A 19144-nucleotide genomic window follows, 5' to 3' on the forward strand; every position below is an offset into this window, starting at 1 on the left:
CCCGTGCTAAGCCGCTGTTCTGGAGTGCTTATGGTCAGAACGAAAAAATCGCCGGAAGTCCGATCGAACGAGCTGATCGATTGTGCCGAGCGGCTGTTCTTCCAACACGGCTACGAGAATACGACGGTCAACGACGTCATCCGTGAGGCCAATGTCTCCAAGGGCGCCTTCTACCACTATTTCGTTTCGAAGGAGGCGTTGCTGGAGGCGGTTGCCACTCGCCTGGCGCAGCGGAACCTGAAGGAGTTGCAGCCGCTTTTCGACGACCCGTCGCTTGATGCGGTCGGGCAGCTGAACGCACTTTTCGCCGGCTCGAGGCGGCTGAAACTCGACATGGCGCCGCAGCTGAAGAACACCTTCAACGCGCTTTTCAAGCCCGAAAACGTTGCTCTCTATCACCGCATCGACGAGGCCCTGCTGGCGGTGAGCATACCCCTGGTCGCCGAGATGCTGCGGCGCGGGCATGAGGAGGGGACGCTCGATGCGCCCGATCCGGAAGCAGCAGCCTTGATGCTGCTGCAACTGCGCGTGAGCGTCGCCAAGGTGATGTACAAGGCGCTGCAACGTTACGAGGCTGGCGATCTAGATGGCGCCGCGGCGATGCTCGATGGCTGGATGCGAACCTACGGCACCGCGATCGAGCGCTTCCTGAAGCTTCCGGATGGCTCGATCGAGGTGACCGAGCCGGGCTTCGCCCGCGCCTTCCTGGAGGCGTGAGCTGTCGCTGCGCTACGACGTGTGCGTCTCTCAGCCCTTCTGCGCGGCACGCAAGGCGGAGGCCGGATAGCGCAGTGTCGGGTCGAAGGGGTTGAGCTTGCTGCTGATTGCCTGCGCCTCGGCCTTCAGGAGATCGGTGATGGTGCCGCTTCGCGTTTCCGTCAGGCGCGATGCCAGCGTGCCGATACTTAAAGAGGCGACTGCAATGCCGTTGCGGTCGAGCACCGGCACGCCGAGGCCGGCCATGCCCTCGATCATTTCAAAGTTCATCTGCGCGGCACCGATCCGCCTGACCTCTTCGATCTTGATGCGCAGATCCACCTCGTCGATCGCAGCCCGGTCCATGATGCGCGGCATGTTGAACTTGATGATCGCTTCCCGCTCCTCCTCCGGCAGGTGGGCGAGAATGGCGATACTGCCCTGGCCGATGCCGAGCGGCACCTTGCCGCCGATGTCGCCGGTAAAGGAGCGGATCGGGAAGGGCCCCTCGACCCGGTCGAGGCAGATCGCGTCGAAATTGCTGCGCACCAGCAGGAAGACGGTGTCGTTGAAGGTGGCCGAGAGCCTGAGAAGCGATGGGCGGGCGATGTCGAGAATGCCTTCGCGCCTGCGCGCCTGCGACGCGATCGAGAAGAACTCCAACGACAGACGATAGGATTTTCCTTCCGGCATCTGCTCGACGAGCCCTTCGGCGATCAGGCTCTTCAGCAGCCGGTGCGCCGACGGCTGGGTGAGATTCAGCCTGCGCGCGAGATCGATCACCCGCACACCCTCCGTCGCGTTCTCCGCGAGATCTTTCAGGATGTGGATCGCCTTGGAAAGGCTGGAGCTTCCTGCATTCTCTGATTCCGACATACGCGCAAATCTTTCAATATTCACATGACGGGATTCCGTATATCGGATTTTTCTAACAAAAAATTCCAAAATAGAAAATTGCATTTGTGTTTTTCGTCAATTTCCTGGAGTTAATTCACAAGCCTTTCTTGAGGGTGGATGCGCCACAACGTGGATAGCCGGGAGGCTATCCCGATCGCGAAATCGCGCCTTTGTCGTCGCGGTTGCGTCCGGCGGAAATCGCATCGCCTGAGATGAGGTTTGATGGTTGACGACGTGTCGTCGCCGCCGGGATCGCCGACAAGAAAAACGGGGCAGGCGATCCCTGGGGGCAGCGACCCACGGGAGAGTGAGCATGAGTTTCCTGAACCTCGAGAAGGTCTCCAAGTTCTATGGATCGGTTGCGGCCGTTCACGATTTCGATCTGGCGGTCGAAAAGGGCGAGTTCATCTCGCTGCTCGGCCCTTCCGGCTGCGGCAAGACGACGACCCTGCAGATGATCACCGGGCTCGTGCGCCCCTCCGCCGGCACCATCACCATGGGTGGGCGCGACATCACCCACCTGCCACCGCCGCAGCGTGAACTCGGCGTCGTTTTCCAGAGCTACGCGCTTTTCCCGCATATGACCGTCGCCCAGAACGTCTCCTTCGGTTTGGAGATGCGCAAGGTCGCGAAGGCGGACCGCGACAAACGCATCAAGGAGATCCTTGCGCTCGTTCACCTCTCGGCCCTTGCCGATCGCTATCCGCGCGAGATGTCCGGCGGCCAGCGCCAGCGCGTCGCGATCGCCCGTGCGCTCGTCATCAATCCGCCGGTGCTCTTGCTCGACGAGCCGCTGTCGAACCTCGATGCGCAGCTTCGCGAAGAGATGCAGTTCGAGCTGCGCCGCATCCAGCAGACCGTCGGCATCACCACGATCATGGTGACCCATGACCAGGCGGAAGCGTTGTCGATCAGCGACCGCGTTGTGGTCATGGAAAAGGGGCGCATCACCCAGGTCGATACGCCCTATGAGCTCTACGAGCATCCGCGCAACGACTTCATCTCGTCCTTCGTCGGCAAGTCCAATTTTCTGCGCGCGACCGCGGCTTTCAACGGCAAGGGCGCGTCGATCAGCATCGACAACACGCCGATCCGCTTCAACACCGATCGTCGCGAGCCGGATGGCAAGGTCTCGGTCTTCATCCGTCCGGAAAAGCTGCGGCTGACGGAACCGACTGAAGGCCAGATCCAGGGCAAGGTGACGACGCGCTATTTCATGGGCAGCCAATGGCTGGTCAGCGCCGAGACGTCGGCGGGCGTTCTCGCGGTTGCGGTCCCCAATCTCGGCGCGCCGCCGCCGATGGAAGGCGAAACCGTCGGGCTCGCCTGGCAGAACGCCGATTGTCGTGTGCTGGCCGGAGCGGCGAACTGATGAGCGCCGCCACGTCCGCCATCAAGCCGCGCCTGCTCGCGCCGCTGGCACTCTCCGGGCCGACGACCCTGTTCTTCGTCGGCCTCGTCCTCTTGCCGCTGCTCTTGACGGTCATTCTTTCCTTCAACAGCTACGACTATACGGCCGGCATCCAGAGCGACTTAACCTTCGCCAATTACCTGACGGTGCTGCAGGACGAATACTATCTTTCGACCTTCTGGCGCACGCTGCGTCTGGCGCTGCTAACGACGGTCATCACCGTGCTGATCGGCGTGCCGGAGGCCTATATTCTCTCGAACATGCGCAAGCCCTGGCGGTCGATCTTCCTCCTGGTGATCATTGGTCCGCTGCTCGTTTCCGTGGTGGTGCGCACCTTCGGCTGGAGCATGCTGCTCGGCAAGAACGGCTTCGTGAACAGCGCACTTGCCATTGTTGGCGTCGACCCGGTCCAGCTTCTCTACACCGAGACGGCGATCGTCATCGGCCTCGTGCACATCATGCTGCCGTTCATGGTGATCCCGGTCTGGACGGTTCTGCAGAAACTCGATCCGACGGTCGAGGCGGCAGCGCTCACCCTCGGCGCCTCGCGCTTCACGGCCCTTCGCCGCATCGTCTTCCCGCAGGCGGCCCTCGGCATCCTCTCCGGAAGTCTGATCGTCTTTGCGCTGTCGGCCAGCTCCTTCGCCATTCCGGGCCTGCTTGGCGGCCGGCGGCTGAAAATGGCAGCGACGCTCGTCTACGACGAGTTCCTGATCGAGCTCAACTGGCCGCTCGGCGCGACCATCGCGATCATCGTCCTCGTCGCCAATCTCGTGATCATGCTTGCCTATAACCGCCTCATCGAGCGGCAGGCGAAGCGCAAGCTGGGTTGAAGCCATGCAGAGAAACGGTCCCATTGCTCTTGTTTTTCATAGCCTTGTCGTCGTCTTCATGTTGGCGCCGATGGTGGTCGTCTGCCTCGTCGCCTTTACGCCGGAGAACACGCTGACGATGCCCTGGAACGGCCTCTCGCTGCGCTGGTTCGAGGCGGTGTTCCATCACGCCGACTTCATGTCATCCTTCGGAAACAGCGTCCGGCTGGCACTGCTTTCGGCGACCATCTCCACCGTGTTTGCGGTGCCGGCGGCGCTGGCAATCACCCGCTACGAGTTCCGCGGCCGCGAGGCGCTGAATGCCTTGTTCCTGTCGCCGCTGATCATCCCGCACCTGGTTCTCGGCGTTGCCTTCCTGCGTCTCTTTTCGCTGATGGGCATGGGCGGCTCCTTCGCCTGGCTGGTCGCCACCCATGCGATCGTCGTCACGCCCTATACGCTGCGGCTGATCCTCGCGTCGCTGACCAGCATGGACCGCAATGCCGAGAATGCGGCGCGCACGCTGGGTGCCGCCGAATGGACGGTGTTTCGCCGGATCACCATGCCGCTCATGCTGCCGGGCATCAGCGGTGGCTGGCTGCTCGCCTTCATCAACAGCTTCGACGAGCTGACCATGTCGATCTTCGTGACCTCGCCGTCGACCGTGACGCTGCCGGTGCGCATGTACATGTATGCCAGCGAATCCATCGACCCGATGATGGCGGCCGTTTCGACGCTGATGATCGCGCTCGCAACCGTCACCATGATCATTCTCGATCGGCTGTTCGGTCTCGACCGGTTGCTGGTGGGCAAGGGCTGAGATCCGATGTCGATGCATGCACAATTCCGGCGGCGCTACCGCCTGGACGAGACACCTGTGCCCTTCACGCTGAACGGCGTGCCCGAAACCGGGCGGCGCGGCGACACGGTGCTGACGGCGATCCTCTCCGTCAGCGGCCGTCTGCGGCAGAGCGAATTCACCGGCGAGGACCGGGCCGGCTTCTGTCTGATCGGCGCCTGCCAGGATTGCTACGTGATGTTGGCGAATGGCAGCCGCGTCAGGGCCTGCAGCACGGCGCTTGAGCCGGGCATGGCCTTCATCACCGATCTCGACGCCATGGCGGGGGCCGCTCATGAGTGAGCCGTTGCAGCCGGTTATCGTCGGTGCAGGCCCCGCTGGCATTCGTGCTGCCGAGCGCCTCGTCCGCGCCGGCCTCAGGCCGATCGTGCTCGACGAAGGCCAGCGCGCCGGCGGGCAGATCTATCGCCGCCCGCTGATCGAGGACGGACGATCCTACCGGAGCCGCTATGGTTCGGAAGCCGGCAAAGCACAAAGGCTGCATGAGACCTTCGAGGCGCTGCTGCCCGAAATTGACTACCAGCCCGAAACGCTCGTCTGGAATATCTCCGCCCCCAAGCGCGGCAATCAGCTCGATATTCTTTCATCAGGCGTTCATAGGCAGGTCGGCTTTTCGCAGCTGATCCTCTGCACCGGGGCGACCGATCGCGTGCTGCCGTTCCCGGGATGGACGACGCCCGGCGTCTATACGCTCGGTGCCTCGCAGACAGCGCTGAAAGCGCAAGGGTGCACGATCGGCGCGCGCGTCGTCTTCATGGGGTCCGGGCCGCTGCTCTATCTCGTTGCCTGGCAATACATGAAGGCCGGTGCGCGCGTCGAAGCCGTTCTCGATACCGCACCCGTCACATCGAAGCGGCACCTGCTGTCGCTTGCCGTGCACGCGCCACGCATCGTCGCGCTCGGTCTCTTCTACGGGCTGCAGCTCCAGCTTGCCGGCGTGAGGATCCGTTGTGGCGTGCGGCCCGAGGCGGTTCTCGGCAAGGGCCAAGTCGAGGGTCTGCGTTTCCGCCGGCGGACGCTCAAGGGCGATGTCGTCGAGACGATTGCCTGCGACGCGCTCGCCTACGGCTTCGCGCTCCGGCCGGAAACCCAGCTTGCCGATCTTGCCGGTTGCCGTTTCCGCTTCGACGAGCGTGACCGCGTCGGGCTGCCGGAGCGCGACACCATGGGGCGCACGAGCCGGCCGGACGTCTATGTTGCCGGCGACGGCAGCGGCATTGCCGGTGCGGATGCAGCGGAAATCTCTGGCGAGCTCGCGGCTGCCGCCCTGCTTCAGGACATGGGTCAAAGGTCGGCGGATACGACCCGCCTGGTGGCAGCGCGTGACACAATCCTGCGCCAGCGCGACATCCTCGAACGCGCCTTTCCCTTCCCGGATGACTGGTTCGAGACAGTTCCCGACGAAACGACGCTTTGCCGTTGCGAGGAGATCACCATCGCCGAGGGACGCCGCGCTATCGCGGCAGGATCGATCACCGAAATCAACCGCCTGAAGGCGTTGAGCCGCGTTGGCATGGGCCGCTGCCAGGGGCGGATGTGCTCCGCTGCTGCGACCGAACTCCTGAGCGGTGCGTGCGGCACGTCCGCCGGCGCGGTCGGCCGTCTGCGCGCCCAGGCGCCGGTCAAGCCGATCCCGCTCGGTTTCGGCGCTAGTGCCGAAACGGAGACCCGCTCATGAGCCGGCGCATCTCCGTCGACGTCGCGATCATCGGCGGCGGGCTGGTCGGCAGCTCCGCAGCGCTTGCCATGCGCAAGGCCGGGCTCGCCGTTACGCTGCTCGACAAAGGCCATTGCGGCGCCCAGGCGAGCGGGGTGAACTATGGCGGCGTACGCCGGCAGGGCCGCCCTCCGGAGCAATTGCCGCTTTCGCAGCGGTCGCACCGCATCTGGCCGCAGCTTAAGGCGATGATCGGTATCGATGCCGAATATGTCCGCTCCGGCCATCTGAAGCTTGCCCGCACGGAGAAGGATTTCGCCAAGCTCGAGGCCTATGCCGAGACAACAAGGGATTACGGTCTCGGGCTTGAGCTCGTCGCCGGAGCAGCGCTGACTGAGCGGTTTCCCTGGCTCTCGGCGAAGGCGGTCGGCGCGTCCCTCTGCCCTGAGGACGGCCATGCCAATCCGCGTCTGGTCGCGCCTGCATTTGCGCGGGCAGCCGAGCGGGCAGGTGTCACCGTATTGGAGCAGACGCCCGTGCGCGAGGTTACTGCGACGGGCAACGGCTTTGTCATCCTTGCCGGTGACGGCATCGAGATCCGATGCCGGCAACTGGTCAACAGCGCCGGCGCCTGGTCCGATCGCTTTGCCGCCCAATTCGGCGAGGTGGTGCCGCTGACGCGGATCTATCCGTCGATGGTGGTCACCGAACCGTTGCCGCTGCGGCTGCCTGTCAGCATGGGCGAGCAGGGCGGCAGCTTCTATGGCCGGCAGGTGGCCCGTGGCAACTACGTCATGGGCGGTGGTCGTGGTCTGCCGCTTGGCGATCCGGACTATTCGCGCCCGTCGGTGACTGCTGCCTCCTCGGTCATGCAGCGCGCCATCGCGCTCTTTCCGCATCTGGCCGATGCCCAGGTCATCCGCTTCTGGTCCGGAACCGAGGCCGAGATGCCCGACGGCAACCCGGTGATCGGCCCGAGCGAAACGACATCAGGCCTCTTCCACGCCTTCGGCTTCTGCGGCGCGGGCTTCCAGACAGCACCCGCCGTCGGCGAGGTGCTCGCAGAGCTCGTCACCGAGGGCCGCAGCACCACGCCCATCGACGCCTTTTCCATTGGCCGCTTCCGCAAGGTGGCGGTCGAAACTGCAGCCTCGTTGTAAACAGAAAGGGGAATACCATGATCGACCAACGGCTTACCAAAACCACGGCCCTCGCATTGCTGGCCTTTGTCCTGCAGCAGAACGCTGCGTCGGCGGAAACCAAGACGCTCTATATCGGCATGAACGGCGGCAACTTCGAGCGTGCCTATACCGAACACGTGCTGCCGCCCTTCGAGAAGGCGAACGACGTCAAGGTCGTCGTCGTGCCCGGCACCTCCGCCGATATTCTGGCAAAGGCGACCGCTGCCAAGGACAATCCGCAGATGCATGTCATGCTGCTCGACGACGGCGTGATGGTGCGCGCGATCGGCGGCGGCCTCTGCCAGAAGATTTCCGCCGATCCGGTGCTCGACCAGATCCAGCCGTCCGCGCGCCTCAAGGACGACATGGCGATCGGCGTCGACATGGGCATGACCGGGCTTGCCTACAATAAGAAGCTCTTCGACGAGAAGGGTTGGCCGGCGCCGACGTCGTGGATGGACATGGCCGATCCGAAGTTCGAAAACGCCGTCGTGTTCCAGTCCGCCTCCGCCTCCAGCTTCGGCCTGCACGCCTTCCTGATGTTCAACCGCATCCAGGGCGGCAATGAGACCAACGTCGAGCCCGGCTTCGAGAAGTTCTCCGATACGATCGGCAAGAACGTCATCGAGTTCATTCCGAGCTCGGCCAAGATCTCGGAGATGGTGCAGACCGGCGAGGCGGCGATCTTCCCGCTGACGCCGACGGCCGTCAACAACCTGAAGGACAAGGGCATTCCGGTCGAATATGCCCAGCCCAAGGAAGGCTCGGTCGTGCTCGCCGTCACCGAATGCGTGATCGCTAACAACAGCGAGCCGGACCTCAGCCAGAAGCTCGCCCACTACCTGCTTTCGGCCGAGGCGCAGAGCCTGGCGCTCGACAACGGCAACATCATCCCGTCGAACATCAATGCCAAGGCGGGCACGGATGCGGCGAACGCGAAGCTTTCGACCTTCAAGACCAACATGGAGACCGCCAAGGTTCTCGATTGGGATGCAATTAACCAGAACCGGCAGGAATGGAACAAGCGCTGGAACCGCATGATCGAAAGGTAAGCATTAGCTAACCTTTGTTCGCGCATGCACACGCCCTCGTGGACGGCACGGGGGCGTTGCTGCGTTCAGGCAAGGCGCGCGTCAGAGCGCGCCGTCGATGGGACGGCTGTTGCGTTCGCCCTTGCTTGTCGACGACGGAAAGAGCTGTGAGCCGAAAGCCCCTTGGCTGCTGATATCAGGAAAGCTGACATCGGCGATCTCGAAATCGGGCATCAGCGCAAGCATCGGCAGGATGCGCTCGAAGACCGCACCTCCGAGCGGTGTTGCGTTCCAGCCCGAGGTGCGGAAACCATAGGTTTCCGGCAGGCCCTTCGGCTCATCGAGCAAGGTGAGCAGGAGATAACGCGGGTTATCCACCGGGACGATGCCCATGAAGGACGTGATGTTGAGTTCCTTGGAGTAACGGCCGCCGACGACCTTCTCGGCCGTGCCGGTCTTGCCGCCGATGAAATAGCCTTTGACCCCCGCCCGTTTTGCCGAGCCGGTCTTGGCGTTGAGCCGCAGCAGGTAACGCAGCGCCTCTCCGGTCTCCGGCTTGATCAGGTCGCGGGCGATTATGCGCTCTTCGAGCGGTGCGCCCTTGATCAGCGTCGGCCTTATGAGATGGCCGCCATTGACGAGCGCCGCAACTGCGATACTCGCCTGCAGCGGCGTGACGGCGATACCGTGACCGTAGGAGGCGGTTGCCGTATCGATCTCGCCCCAACGCCGCGGCAATTGCGGATGGGCGCTTTCCGGCAGTTCGGTCGTCAACCGCGACATCTGCCCGAACCGCGTCAGGAACGCCTTGAGGTTTTCCGGGCCTACGGCAATCGCCATCTTCGCCATCGAAATATTGGAGGAGTAGATGAAGGCTTCGGGCAGCGTCAGCGGCCGATACTGGCCGCGATAGTCGTTGATGCGGAAACGGCCGAAGGCGAGCGGCCTGCTCGCGTCGATGACGGAGCGAAGGGTGAACTGGCCCGAGTCGAGCGCCATCGCCGTCGTCAGCGCCTTGAAGGTCGAGCCCATCTCGAAGGTGGCGGCGGCGATGCGGTTGATGCGATCGGGCTTTAGCGCATCGACAGGCAGATTCGGGTCGAAATCGGGATAGGAAACGAGCGCCAGGATCTCGCCATTGGTGACATCAAGCACCAGCCCGGCGCCCGCCTTGGCGCTGAACTTGGCGATCGCCTTGCGCAGCTCGGTCTCGAGCGCGTGCTGGATGCGGATGTCGAGCGTGACACTCACCGGCTCGAGATTGCGGTGGGAGAGATCCATACCGCTTTGGCGCAAGACCTCCAGCCCCTGTCCCTCGATCCATCTCTCGATACCGGCAATGCCGATATTGTCGATATCGACGGTGCCGAGCACATGGGCGGCGAGCGATCCGTTGGGATAAAAGCGCTGCTTCTCGCGCTGGAAGCCGATAGCGGGAATGCCGGCGTTCCAGACGGCCTGTTCCTCCGCCGGCGTTACCTGACGCTTGATCCAGGCAAAGGCTGCGCCGCTCTTCAGCCGTCGGTAGAGATCGCGCCCGTCGATGTCAGGGAAGATCGCGGTCAGCTTCTCGACGGCCTCGTCGACATCGACGATCAGCCGTGGTTCGGCATAAAGCCCGGAACTCGGCACATCGATCGCCAGCAGATTGCCGTTCCGGTCGAGGATCGACGGGCGGCCAAGGCTCGGCGGCGGCGGTATGTAGCCGGTCCGCTCATAGTCCGCGACGCCAAGCTGGACGAGGCGCGCGAGCATGAGGCCGAAGACCAGCGCGAAGGCGCCGATGACAAAGAGGAGCCGGCCACGACGATCCGGGCGGGACTGAACCTGACGTACCATATCAATAGAGCCCGTTGCCGTTGGTGAGCAGCTTTTCACGCAGTTCCGGGGAGAGGTCTGGGTCGGCGGTGGCCGACGTGCTCGCCGTTTCGAAACCGTCGATGACGGCGCACCCGCTCATGCAGGGGGCCGTCCCTGGCTTGAAGGATTCGATAATGGCTCCGGGGGTGCCCTCGGGCACAGGCTGGCCGCTCTTCCTGTCGATCGCCTCCAGCATCATGCCTGGTGGCGCGTGGAAATCGGCCGCCGGACGCCCTTGAAGGGCTATCTTCATGAAGTCGATGAAGATGGGTGCGGCGAGACCGCCGCCGGTTTCACCATAGCCCATCGGCTTCGGCGTGTCGTAGCCAAGGAAAACGCCGGTGACGATGTTCGGGGTGAAGCCGACGAACCAGACGTCCTTTTCGTCATTGGTGGTTCCGGTCTTGCCGGCGATCGGCACGCCGAGCGAGCCGACATTCCTGGCGGTGCCGCGCTCCACGACACCGCGCAGCATCGAGGTCACCTGATAGGCGGTCATCGGGTCGAGCACATAATCGCGATCATCGACCGGGACGGGCTCTTCCTGGCCGGTCCAGTCGGCGCCGTTGCAATCGTCGCAGCGGCGCTGGTCGTGGCGAAAGATCGTGCGGCCGTAGCGGTCCTGGATGCGGTCGACCATCGAGGGCGTGACCGCCTTGCCGCCATTGGCGATGACCGCATAGGCCGAAACCAGCCGCAACAGCGTCGTCTCGCCGGCGCCGAGCGACATCGGCAGATAGGGTTTGAGCTCGTCATAGATGCCGAAGCGCTTGCCGTAATCTGCCACGAGATCCATGCCGAGATGTCGGGCGAGACGCACGGTCATCAGGTTGCGACTGTTTTCCAGCCCGACGCGCAAGGTGGAAGGACCGCTGAAGCGCCCGTCGTAGTTCTTCGGCTTCCATGTCCTGCCGGCACCGTCGGCAAGGGCGATCGGCGCATCCATCACCAGCGTCGTCGGCGCATAGCCGTTGTCGAGAGCGGCGGCATAGACGAAGGGCTTGAAGGATGAGCCGGGCTGGCGATAGGCCTGCGTCGCGCGGTTGAATTCCGACTGTACGTAGGAAAAGCCGCCGGCGACTGCGAGCACGCGACCGGTGTTCGGATCCATGGAAACGAGCGCGCCCTGAACGAGCGGCGGCTGCCGCAGGACATAGCCGTCCTCCTGCTTCTCCACATAGACGACATCGCCGGGCGTCAGAACGCCATCGATGCCTGCGGCACAGTTGTGCTTTCCCTTGGCCGAGCGGCAGAGCGCCCAGGTGGCGCCTTTCCGGTCAAGGCCTATGGTCTCTGCCGGGGTGATCCCGTTTGACGCCGTGGACTCCGGGCGGAGACCGATTTCCGCGTCGGCCTTCCCGGCGGCGAGCACCACGCCCAGCCGCCATTCCGGCACGTCGGAAAGCGGCCGGAGCTTGGCGAGCGCCGAAGGCCAGTCCTTGATCGAGGATATTCTGGCGACCGGGCCGCGGTAGCCTTTCGCCTGGTCATAGGCGACGAGGCCCTTGCGCAACGCTTTCATCGCCGCCTCCTGCAGCGACGGATCGAGCGTGGTGCGCACCGAAAAGCCGGCGGTGTAGAGTGCAGCCTCGCCATACTGGGTGTTGAGCTGGCGGCGGACCTCTTCGGTGAAGTAGTCGGCAGCGGCGACCGCGGGCGATGGCGTGCGCCGATCGACGCCGAGAGGAGCTGCCGCCGCCTGGGCAGCCGTCGCTGCGTCGATAAAGTCATTCCGGCGCATCTGGTCGATGACCCAGTTGCGGCGGCCCATTGCGCGCTCCGCCTGGCGATCGGGATCGTAATTGTTGGGCGCCTTCGGCAGGGCGGCGAGGAAGGCGGCCTCAGAAACCGAGAGCTCGCTCACCGGCTTGCCGAAATAGGTGAGCGCCGCCTGTGCCACGCCATAGGCGCCGCGCCCGAGATAGATGTCGTTGAGATAGAGTTCGAGAATACGGTCCTTGGAATAGGTCTGGTCGATCCGCAGCGAAAGGATCGCTTCGCGCAGCTTCCGCTCCACCGTCCGGTCGGAAGACAGGAGGAAATTCTTGGCGATTTGCTGCGTGATCGTCGAGCCGCCGATCATGCGACGGCCGGAACCGTAGTTGGCGAGATTGGACAGAAGCGCCGTGCCGATGCTCGCAACATCAATTCCGGGATGGGCGTAGAAATTCTTGTCCTCGGCCGAAAGGAATGCCTGGCGGATGCGAACGGCGATCGCGCCGATCGGCAGAAACAGCCGGCGTTCACGCGCGAGTTCTCCGACCATCATGCCGTCGCCGGCATAGAGGCGGGTGGTGACTGCCGGTTCCCAGTTCGCGAGCGTGCGGTGATCGGGCAGGTGTCGCGTCAACGCTGCGACGACCGTGGCCGCCGCGAGTGCGACGACGGTTACGAGATTGAGGGATGTACCAAGCAGGTTTGCGATGAACTTCATAAGGGCGGAACGGACCTTTGGGGCAATAGACGGGCTGGCCGGCACGGGTGTCGGTGCGGCTCGCGGCCTGTCTTGGAACGGCATTTGGCTTCGCCGGCATGCGTGATGTCGGCTGCGGAGACGATGCGTTTGGGCGCTATGGCCAGGCGAAACGGCGCATGGGATCGATCCCCGTAAGCGGCGCAATCGGCGGCACCTTCCTGAGCTGATGCTGCCGAGCTACAGCCGCGTCAGCCGATGGAGTTCACCGTAAAGGGATTGTGCCCGAGCAACAAACCACGTTTATTTGCGAGACCCATTAGATGAGTTAGGGCATACATGGTCAGGCCATATCTTCCGCTCAATGCGCTGCGCGCCTTCGAGGCATCGGCGCGGCATTTGAGCTTCACCCGCGCGGCGATCGAACTCTGCGTGACGCAGGCTGCGGTGAGCCACCAGGTGAAGCTGCTCGAAAGCCGACTGAACGTCACCCTGTTCAAGCGATTGCCGCGCGGACTGATGATCACGGCGGAGGGGGAGGCATTGCTGCCGGTGCTGCGGGATTCCTTCGATCGGATGGCCGACATGCTCGAGCGCTTCGAGGCCGGGCACATTCGCGAAGTGCTGATGATCGGCGCCGTCGGCACCTTTGCCGTCGGCTGGCTGTTGCCGCGACTTGCCGACTTCCAGGCCAAATACCCGTTCATCGATGTCCGCCTTTCGACCAACAACAACCGGGTCGACATGGCCGCGGAAGGTTTGGATTTCGCCATCCGCTTCGGCGGCGGCTCCTGGCATAATATCGAGGCGACGCGGCTCTTCGAGGCGCCGCTTTCCGTGCTCTGCATTCCAGAGATCGCCGATCGGCTGAAGACGCCCGCCGATCTCCTGAACGAAACGCTGCTCAGGTCCTACCGGGCCGACGAATGGGTGAATTGGTTCGAAGCGGCCGGCATTGCCTATCCGGCGCCGCTGCTGAAGGGGATCGTCTTCGATAGTTCGCTGGCGATGATGGAGGCTGCAGCCCAGGGGATTGGCGTGGCGCTCGCGCCCCCAATGATGTTCTCGCGGTTGCTGTCGAACGGCACGATCCGACAGCCTTTCGACGTCCACACCTCGATGGGTAGCTACTGGCTGACGCGGCTGAAATCACGTCCGGTCACGCCGGCGATGCAGGCGTTCAGCGAATGGCTGGCTGCTGCGGCAGCACAGCAGGCAGCGGCCATGTCGCCACCTCTGGCACAAGACGCGCTCGCCGGCTGAGACGGAAAATCTTTTCCTTGGTGGCGTAGACCCGGGTTGCGCCTCGCGGCGCAGCGCGCACGTGCTTGAGGCTGCCATAAGACCAAATAATTCTAATGTCTGCCCTGAATTCTTGTGATGCCCGTTTGTGCCCACCCAGGGCGCCGCCCTTGTCGGCATTAACGGGGAGAGGCAGCCCGCTCGCGTCTTGCTCAGCCATCCTTTGTCGTCGAATACTCATACACTGTGCGGCCGGTTTGTGGGTCGACGCCGGCGAGGCTGACCTCGTAGCCCCAGAGGTGGCGCACATGACGCAACGTCGCGTTACGGCTGCCCTCTTCGAGCACGATGCCGCTCTTGATGTTGTGCTGCAATCGAAGGTGCCGGTCGCCCAGCAGATCGACGTCCATCACCTGAATATCAGGCTGGTTGGCGGCGACGTCGTAGCTGTTGGAAAGCGCCGAGCGAACCGCCGAATAGCCGCGTTCGTTGTGGATCGACGCGACCTCGACAAAACGCTCGGACGCGCGGTCCGCGAGATGGAACAGCCGGAATTTGCGCATAACGGCCGGGCTCAGATACTGCAGGATGAAGGATTCGTCGCGGTGGTTGGCCCAGGCGTCGCGCAGCGTCTCCATCCAGTCACCGTTGCCGGCAAAGGACGGAAACCAGTCGCGGTCCTCGGCCGTCGGCTCGGTGGCGATCCGCTGGATGTCCTGCATCATTGCAAAGCCGAGCGCATAGGGGTTGATGCCGGGATAGCGCCGGTCGTCGAAATCCGGCTGGAAGACGACGTTGGAGTGGCTCTGCAAGAGTTCCAGCATGTGGCCCTCGCCAATCCGGCCCTGGTCGTAGAGCCGGTTGATGATGGTGTAGTGGACGAAGGTCGCGCAGCCCTCGTTCATCACCTTCGTCTGCCGCTGCGGGTAGAAATATTGCGCGATGACCCGAACGATCCGGAGCAATTCCCGCTGCCACGGCTCCAGGATCAGGCTGTGTTTCTCGAGAAAATAGAGCAGGTTCTCTTCCGGCAGGTTCAGCACCTTCTTGCGCTCGGAAGCGTCCCGCTCGGCCTCGGCCGGGTCATGGCTCTCGGCCGTCTGCGGCAGCGTTCGCCAGAGATCGCTATAGGTCTGTTCCTCATATTCCAGCCGTTCCCGCGCCCGTTCCCGAACTTTTTCGGAGGAGAGCCGCGGCGGCCGGCGATAGCGGAAGACGCCCTGGTCCATCAGCGCATGGGCCGAATCGAGGATCGCCTCGACGGCGGCGGTGCCGTGCCGCTCCTCGCATTTGGTCACGTATTTCTTGGCGAAATCCATGTAGCTCAGGATCGCACCGGCATCGGTCCACTGGCGGAAGAGGTAGTTGTTCTTGAAAAAATGATTGTGGCCGAACGCGGCATGCGCCGTGACCAGCGCCTGCATCGCCATCGTGTTTTCTTCCATGAGATAGGTGATGCAGGGGTTGGAATTGATCACCAGCTCATAGGCGAGGCCGCGGTGCCCCTTGCGATAGTGGTGCTCCTCATAGGCGAAGCGCTTGCCGAAGGACCAATGCTGGTACATGAGCGGCATGCCGACCGAGGAATAGGCGTCGAGCATCTGCTCGGAGGTGATGATCTCCAGCTGGTTCGGGTAGACGCTGAGGCCCATTTCCTCAAGCGCGACTTGCTCGATCGCGTCATAGGCACGCGAAAGGGTCGTGAAGTTCCAGTCCGAGCCCTGGAACAGGAGGCCTGAAGTCGCACGTCGAGCCATCCGGTCGTCCCCTCATTTCCGGGTGCGTGTGGCCGGCTGCCGGGCAAAGAGCCTGCGGAAGACCGGGTAGATATCGGCGGGCTTGGCGATGCGCGTCATCTGGAAATTCGACTTCTCGCCATCCACCGTGCGATAGGCACGCCAGAGCGCAGTGCCGTTGTCCGTCGATCCGAAGATCTCCGTCTCTCGCTCGTCGATGATCTCGACATAGGCGTAGTACTGGCAGAGCTTCGTCAGTTTCTCCCGGAGGAGCGCTGCGCAATGCTCGCTGTCGCCGATGATGTTGTCGCCGTCGGAGGCCTGCGCGGCATAGATATTCCAGATCTGCGAGGGGTAGCGGTCCTCGATGATCCTGATCATCTCCTCGAGCGCGGTCGAGACGATCGTGCCGCCGCTCTGGGTGCTGTAGAAGAACGTCTCCTCGTCGACCTCGCGGGCCTCGTCCGTGTGACGGATGAAGACGATGTCGATCCGTTCGTAGCGCCGTTTCAGGAACAGGTGCAGAAGCACGAAGAAGCGCTTGGCGAGATCCTTTTCGCGTTCGCCCATGGAGGCCGAGACATCCATCAGGCAGAACATCACCGCATTGGCGTTCGGCAGCGGCTGCTGTTCGAAGCGGTTGAAGCGGATGTCGACCGGGTCGACATAGGGAATGCGCCGCCGCTTGCGCTCGATCCTCTCCAGTTCGCTGCGAAGCTCGCTGAGCCTCTGGCGGTCCTTCGGCGAAATCTCCGGCGCCGCCTCCAGCCGCGCGATCTCCTCGGAAAGGACGGTCAGTTCCTTTTCCTTGGGCCGATGCAGCGCCATGCGCCGGCCGAAGCTGTTGCGCATCGTCCGCCCGACATTGATGTTGGTCGGCGTGCCGGCGGTGGCAAAGCCTGCGCGACGCGGTTTGAACGTCACCGTTTCCTTGAGGCTGAGCTTGACCATGTCGGGCAATTCCAGATCCTCAAAGAAGAGATCCAGCACCTCTTCGCGCGACAGGATGAACTGGAAGTCGTCTTCGCTTTCTCCGGTCCCGGGGCGGCCCTTGCCGCCTCCACCCCCACCCGCTTCCGGCTTCGGCAGGCGGTCGCCGGCCGAAAACTGCTTGTTGCCGGGAAGCACATAATTGCGTTCGCCGCTGCCGCGGGCCGGCTGGAATGTCGGCTCACTGGCACCGTCGGTCGGCATCGGTACGCCGTGGGCGGCATCGACGTCGATGATCCTGTCGGATTTGACCTGTTCCTTGATGACCCGCTTGAGTTCCTCGCGGGCCCGTTTCAGAAAACGCTGTCGGTTGCCGAGGCTCTTATCCTTCGGATTGAGCCGCCGGTCGATGAAATTCGGCATATACCAATCCCCTGCTTCGGCATCGTCAGCCCGCCTTGTTGACCCGCATGTACCAATCGACCAGCCGTCGGACCTGACGCTCGGTATAGCCGCGCTCGGTCATGCGCTGGACGAATTCGGCATGCTGCTTCTCGGAGGCGCTGTCCTTCTTCGAGCCGAAGCTGATGACCGGCAGCAGGTCTTCGACCTGGCCGAACATGCGCTTCTCGATCACGTCGCGAAGCTTCTCGTAGCTCGTCCAGGAGGGGTTGCGCCCATGGTTCTTGGCGCGGGCGCGCAGGGTGAACTTTACGACCTCGTTGCGGAAGTCCTTGGGGTTCGCAATGCCGGCCGGCTTTTCGATCTGCGACAGCTCGCTGTCGAGGATCTCCCGGTTGAGGATCTGCCCCGTGTCGGGATCCTTGAAGTCCTGGTCTTCCAGCCAGGCGTCGGCATAGGCGATGTAACGGTCGAAGAGGTTCTGACCGTATTCGCTGTAGGATTCGAGATAGGCCTTCTGGATTTCGTGGCCGATGAATTCGGCGTAGCGCGAGGCAAGCTCGGACTTGATGAAATCGAGATAGCTCGCCTCGGTCTCCTTCGGGAACTGTTCGCGGCGGATCGCCTGTTCCAGGATATACATGAGGTGCACGGGATCGGCCGCGACCTCCTTGGTGTCGTAGTTGAAGGTCTCGGACAACACCTTGAAGGCAAAGCGGGTGCTGATGCCGGTCATACCCTCGTCGACGCCGGCGGCGTCGCGATATTCCTGAACGGACTTCGCCTTGGGATCGGTGTCCTTCAGGTTCTCGCCGTCATAAACCCGCATCTTGGTATAGAGCGGCGAGTTCTCGTGGCGGGCAAGCCGGGTCGAGACGGTAAAGCGGCTGAGGCTTTCCAGCACTTCCGGCGCGCAGGGGCTCTTGGTGAGCTCGCTTTCGCGCAGCAGTTTCTCGTAGATCTGCCGCTCCTCAGTAACGCGCAGGCAGTAGGGCACCTTGACGACCAGGATGCGGTCGAGGAAGGCCTCGTTGTTCTTGTTGTTCTTGAATTGCAGCCATTCCGATTCGTTGGAATGCGCAACGACGATGCCTTGGTAGGGGAACCCTCCAAAGCTTTCAGTGCCGTTGTAGTTGCCTTCCTGGGTCGCCGTCAGCAAGGGATGCAGGACCTTGATCGGCGCCTTGAACATTTCGACGAACTCGAGCAGGCCCTGCGTCGTCCGGTTGAGGCCGCCGCTGTAGGAATAGGCGTCGGGGTCGGCCTGGCTGTAGTTTTCAAGCTGGCGGATGTCCACCTTGCCGACCAGCGAGGAAACGTCCTGGTTGTTCTCGTCGCCGGGTTCCGTCTTCGCGATCGCCACCTGGCGCAGCCGCGATGGCATCAGCTTGACCACACTGAACTTGGAGATATCGCCGTCGACTTCGTCGAGCCGCTTCGTCGCCCAGGGCGAAATCAGACCGGTCAGACGGCGCCTGCCGATCCCGTATTTGTCTTCGAGCAAGTCGGCCATGCGGTCGGGGTGAAAGAGGCCGAGGGGGGATTCGAAGACGGGGCTGACCTTGCCGCCGACTGCCAGCGTGTAGATCGGCTGCAGCTCCATCAGTTTCTTCAGCCGCTCGGCGAGTGACGACTTGCCGCCGCCGACCGGTCCGAGCAGATAGAGGATCTGTTTGCGCTCCTCGAGCCCCTGGGCAGCGTAGCGGAAGTAACCGACGATCCGCTCGATCGTGTCTTCCATGCCGTAGAAATCGGCGAAGGATGGATAGATCTTGACGGTCCGGTTTGAAAAGATGCGGCCGAGACGTTCGTCCGCGCTGGTATCGATCAGGGTTGGATTACCGATGGCAGTGACCATCCGCTCTTGCGCGGTGGCATACATGCTTTTGTCGTCGCGACATGCGAGGAGGTATTCTTGAAGGCTGATTTCTTCTTGCGCTGCACTGGTATAGATCTCCGAGAAGAGATCAAAAACGTCGCATTCGCTCTTTTGCATCATGCTCTCCCGCGGCCGCTG

15 protein-coding genes are annotated in these 19144 nt (G+C 63.0%); 9 read left to right on the top strand and 6 right to left on the bottom strand.

Annotation, left to right across the window (positions count from 1 at the left end):
- Nucleotides 1–30: 30 nt before the first annotated feature.
- On the top strand, nucleotides 31–717 hold the full coding sequence (locus AC3WWH_RS09340; RefSeq protein WP_058322778.1) for a TetR/AcrR family transcriptional regulator: 687 nt from the start codon (nucleotides 31–33) through the stop codon (nucleotides 715–717).
- A 30-nt stretch (nucleotides 718–747) separates the two neighbouring features.
- On the opposite strand, the gene AC3WWH_RS09345 is transcribed toward AC3WWH_RS09340, so the two are convergent.
- On the bottom strand, nucleotides 748–1572 hold the full coding sequence (locus AC3WWH_RS09345; RefSeq protein WP_113399370.1) for an IclR family transcriptional regulator: 825 nt from the start codon (nucleotides 1570–1572) through the stop codon (nucleotides 748–750).
- Between the two features lie 334 nt (nucleotides 1573–1906).
- Between AC3WWH_RS09345 and AC3WWH_RS09350 the strand changes: the two genes are divergently transcribed.
- From AC3WWH_RS09350 to AC3WWH_RS09380, 7 genes are read left to right on the top strand one after another with little or no spacing between them, the layout of a single operon-like run.
- On the top strand, nucleotides 1907–2965 hold the full coding sequence (locus tag AC3WWH_RS09350) for an ABC transporter ATP-binding protein (protein WP_113511402.1): 1059 nt from the start codon (nucleotides 1907–1909) through the stop codon (nucleotides 2963–2965).
- Nucleotides 2965–3837 carry an ABC transporter permease gene (locus tag AC3WWH_RS09355; protein WP_492376931.1) on the top strand — a complete coding sequence of 291 codons (873 nt, stop codon included), beginning with the start codon at nucleotides 2965–2967 and terminating at the stop codon, nucleotides 3835–3837. The genes AC3WWH_RS09350 and AC3WWH_RS09355 overlap by 1 nt, the downstream gene beginning before the upstream one ends.
- 4 nt (nucleotides 3838–3841) lie before the next feature.
- Nucleotides 3842–4636 (top strand): ABC transporter permease, encoded by a 795-nt coding sequence (locus tag AC3WWH_RS09360; RefSeq protein WP_113398558.1) that lies wholly within the window; start codon nucleotides 3842–3844, stop codon nucleotides 4634–4636.
- Between the two features lie 6 nt (nucleotides 4637–4642).
- Nucleotides 4643–4957, top strand: coding sequence for a (2Fe-2S)-binding protein (locus tag AC3WWH_RS09365; RefSeq protein WP_113398559.1), 315 nt, complete (start codon nucleotides 4643–4645; stop codon nucleotides 4955–4957).
- The gene (locus AC3WWH_RS09370; RefSeq protein WP_492376932.1) at nucleotides 4950–6353 is read left to right on the top strand and encodes an FAD/NAD(P)-dependent oxidoreductase; all 1404 of its coding nucleotides are present in this window, start codon (nucleotides 4950–4952) and stop codon (nucleotides 6351–6353) included. Before AC3WWH_RS09365 ends, AC3WWH_RS09370 begins: the two co-directional genes overlap by 8 nt.
- Entirely contained in the window at nucleotides 6350–7492 is a 1143-nt protein-coding gene (locus AC3WWH_RS09375) for an FAD-dependent oxidoreductase (RefSeq protein ID WP_113398561.1), read from the top strand. Before AC3WWH_RS09370 ends, AC3WWH_RS09375 begins: the two co-directional genes overlap by 4 nt.
- 17 nt (nucleotides 7493–7509) lie before the next feature.
- The gene (locus AC3WWH_RS09380; protein WP_113398562.1) at nucleotides 7510–8565 is read left to right on the top strand and encodes an ABC transporter substrate-binding protein; all 1056 of its coding nucleotides are present in this window, start codon (nucleotides 7510–7512) and stop codon (nucleotides 8563–8565) included.
- An 81-nt stretch (nucleotides 8566–8646) separates the two neighbouring features.
- Here AC3WWH_RS09380 and AC3WWH_RS09385 read toward each other — a convergent pair whose 3' ends face one another.
- The gene (locus tag AC3WWH_RS09385) at nucleotides 8647–10383 is read right to left on the bottom strand and encodes a peptidoglycan D,D-transpeptidase FtsI family protein (protein ID WP_058322786.1); all 1737 of its coding nucleotides are present in this window, start codon (nucleotides 10381–10383) and stop codon (nucleotides 8647–8649) included.
- Between the two features lies 1 nt (nucleotide 10384).
- On the bottom strand, nucleotides 10385–12838 hold the full coding sequence (locus tag AC3WWH_RS09390; RefSeq protein WP_113398563.1) for a penicillin-binding protein 1A: 2454 nt from the start codon (nucleotides 12836–12838) through the stop codon (nucleotides 10385–10387).
- Nucleotides 12839–13156: 318 nt separating this feature from the next.
- Here AC3WWH_RS09390 and AC3WWH_RS09395 point away from each other — a divergent pair, with 318 nt between their 5' ends.
- Nucleotides 13157–14080, top strand: coding sequence for a LysR family transcriptional regulator (locus tag AC3WWH_RS09395; protein WP_058322788.1), 924 nt, complete (start codon nucleotides 13157–13159; stop codon nucleotides 14078–14080).
- A gap of 191 nt (nucleotides 14081–14271) precedes the next feature.
- On the opposite strand, the gene AC3WWH_RS09400 is transcribed toward AC3WWH_RS09395, so the two are convergent.
- The 3 genes from AC3WWH_RS09400 to AC3WWH_RS09410 are packed head-to-tail and all read right to left on the bottom strand — an operon-like array spanning nucleotide 14272 to nucleotide 19123.
- Complete coding sequence (locus AC3WWH_RS09400; RefSeq protein ID WP_058322789.1) at nucleotides 14272–15816, bottom strand: SpoVR family protein; 1545 nt, start codon at nucleotides 15814–15816, stop codon at nucleotides 14272–14274.
- Nucleotides 15817–15828: 12 nt separating this feature from the next.
- Nucleotides 15829–17148, bottom strand: coding sequence for a YeaH/YhbH family protein (locus tag AC3WWH_RS09405; protein ID WP_057251935.1), 1320 nt, complete (start codon nucleotides 17146–17148; stop codon nucleotides 15829–15831).
- Between the two features lie 25 nt (nucleotides 17149–17173).
- Nucleotides 17174–19123 carry a PrkA family serine protein kinase gene (locus AC3WWH_RS09410; protein ID WP_034798403.1) on the bottom strand — a complete coding sequence of 650 codons (1950 nt, stop codon included), beginning with the start codon at nucleotides 19121–19123 and terminating at the stop codon, nucleotides 17174–17176.
- Nucleotides 19124–19144: the final 21 nt, after the last annotated feature.

This window comes from Ensifer sp. EB106-03-01-XG145 (assembly GCF_058792075.1).

Bases quoted from the DNA above. Each gene is read 5' to 3' on its own strand.
- AC3WWH_RS09340 (WP_058322778.1), top strand. From the start codon at position 31: ATGGTCAGAACGAAAAAATCGCCGGAAGTCCGATCGAACGAGCTGATC.
- AC3WWH_RS09345 (WP_113399370.1), bottom strand. From the start codon at position 1,572: ATGTCGGAATCAGAGAATGCAGGAAGCTCCAGCCTTTCCAAGGCGATC.
- AC3WWH_RS09350 (WP_113511402.1), top strand. From the start codon at position 1,907: ATGAGTTTCCTGAACCTCGAGAAGGTCTCCAAGTTCTATGGATCGGTT.
- AC3WWH_RS09355 (WP_492376931.1), top strand. From the start codon at position 2,965: ATGAGCGCCGCCACGTCCGCCATCAAGCCGCGCCTGCTCGCGCCGCTG.
- AC3WWH_RS09360 (WP_113398558.1), top strand. From the start codon at position 3,842: ATGCAGAGAAACGGTCCCATTGCTCTTGTTTTTCATAGCCTTGTCGTC.
- AC3WWH_RS09365 (WP_113398559.1), top strand. From the start codon at position 4,643: ATGTCGATGCATGCACAATTCCGGCGGCGCTACCGCCTGGACGAGACA.
- AC3WWH_RS09370 (WP_492376932.1), top strand. From the start codon at position 4,950: ATGAGTGAGCCGTTGCAGCCGGTTATCGTCGGTGCAGGCCCCGCTGGC.
- AC3WWH_RS09375 (WP_113398561.1), top strand. From the start codon at position 6,350: ATGAGCCGGCGCATCTCCGTCGACGTCGCGATCATCGGCGGCGGGCTG.
- AC3WWH_RS09380 (WP_113398562.1), top strand. From the start codon at position 7,510: ATGATCGACCAACGGCTTACCAAAACCACGGCCCTCGCATTGCTGGCC.
- AC3WWH_RS09385 (WP_058322786.1), bottom strand. From the start codon at position 10,383: ATGGTACGTCAGGTTCAGTCCCGCCCGGATCGTCGTGGCCGGCTCCTC.
- AC3WWH_RS09390 (WP_113398563.1), bottom strand. From the start codon at position 12,838: ATGAAGTTCATCGCAAACCTGCTTGGTACATCCCTCAATCTCGTAACC.
- AC3WWH_RS09395 (WP_058322788.1), top strand. From the start codon at position 13,157: ATGGTCAGGCCATATCTTCCGCTCAATGCGCTGCGCGCCTTCGAGGCA.
- AC3WWH_RS09400 (WP_058322789.1), bottom strand. From the start codon at position 15,816: ATGGCTCGACGTGCGACTTCAGGCCTCCTGTTCCAGGGCTCGGACTGG.
- AC3WWH_RS09405 (WP_057251935.1), bottom strand. From the start codon at position 17,148: ATGCCGAATTTCATCGACCGGCGGCTCAATCCGAAGGATAAGAGCCTC.
- AC3WWH_RS09410 (WP_034798403.1), bottom strand. From the start codon at position 19,123: ATGCAAAAGAGCGAATGCGACGTTTTTGATCTCTTCTCGGAGATCTAT.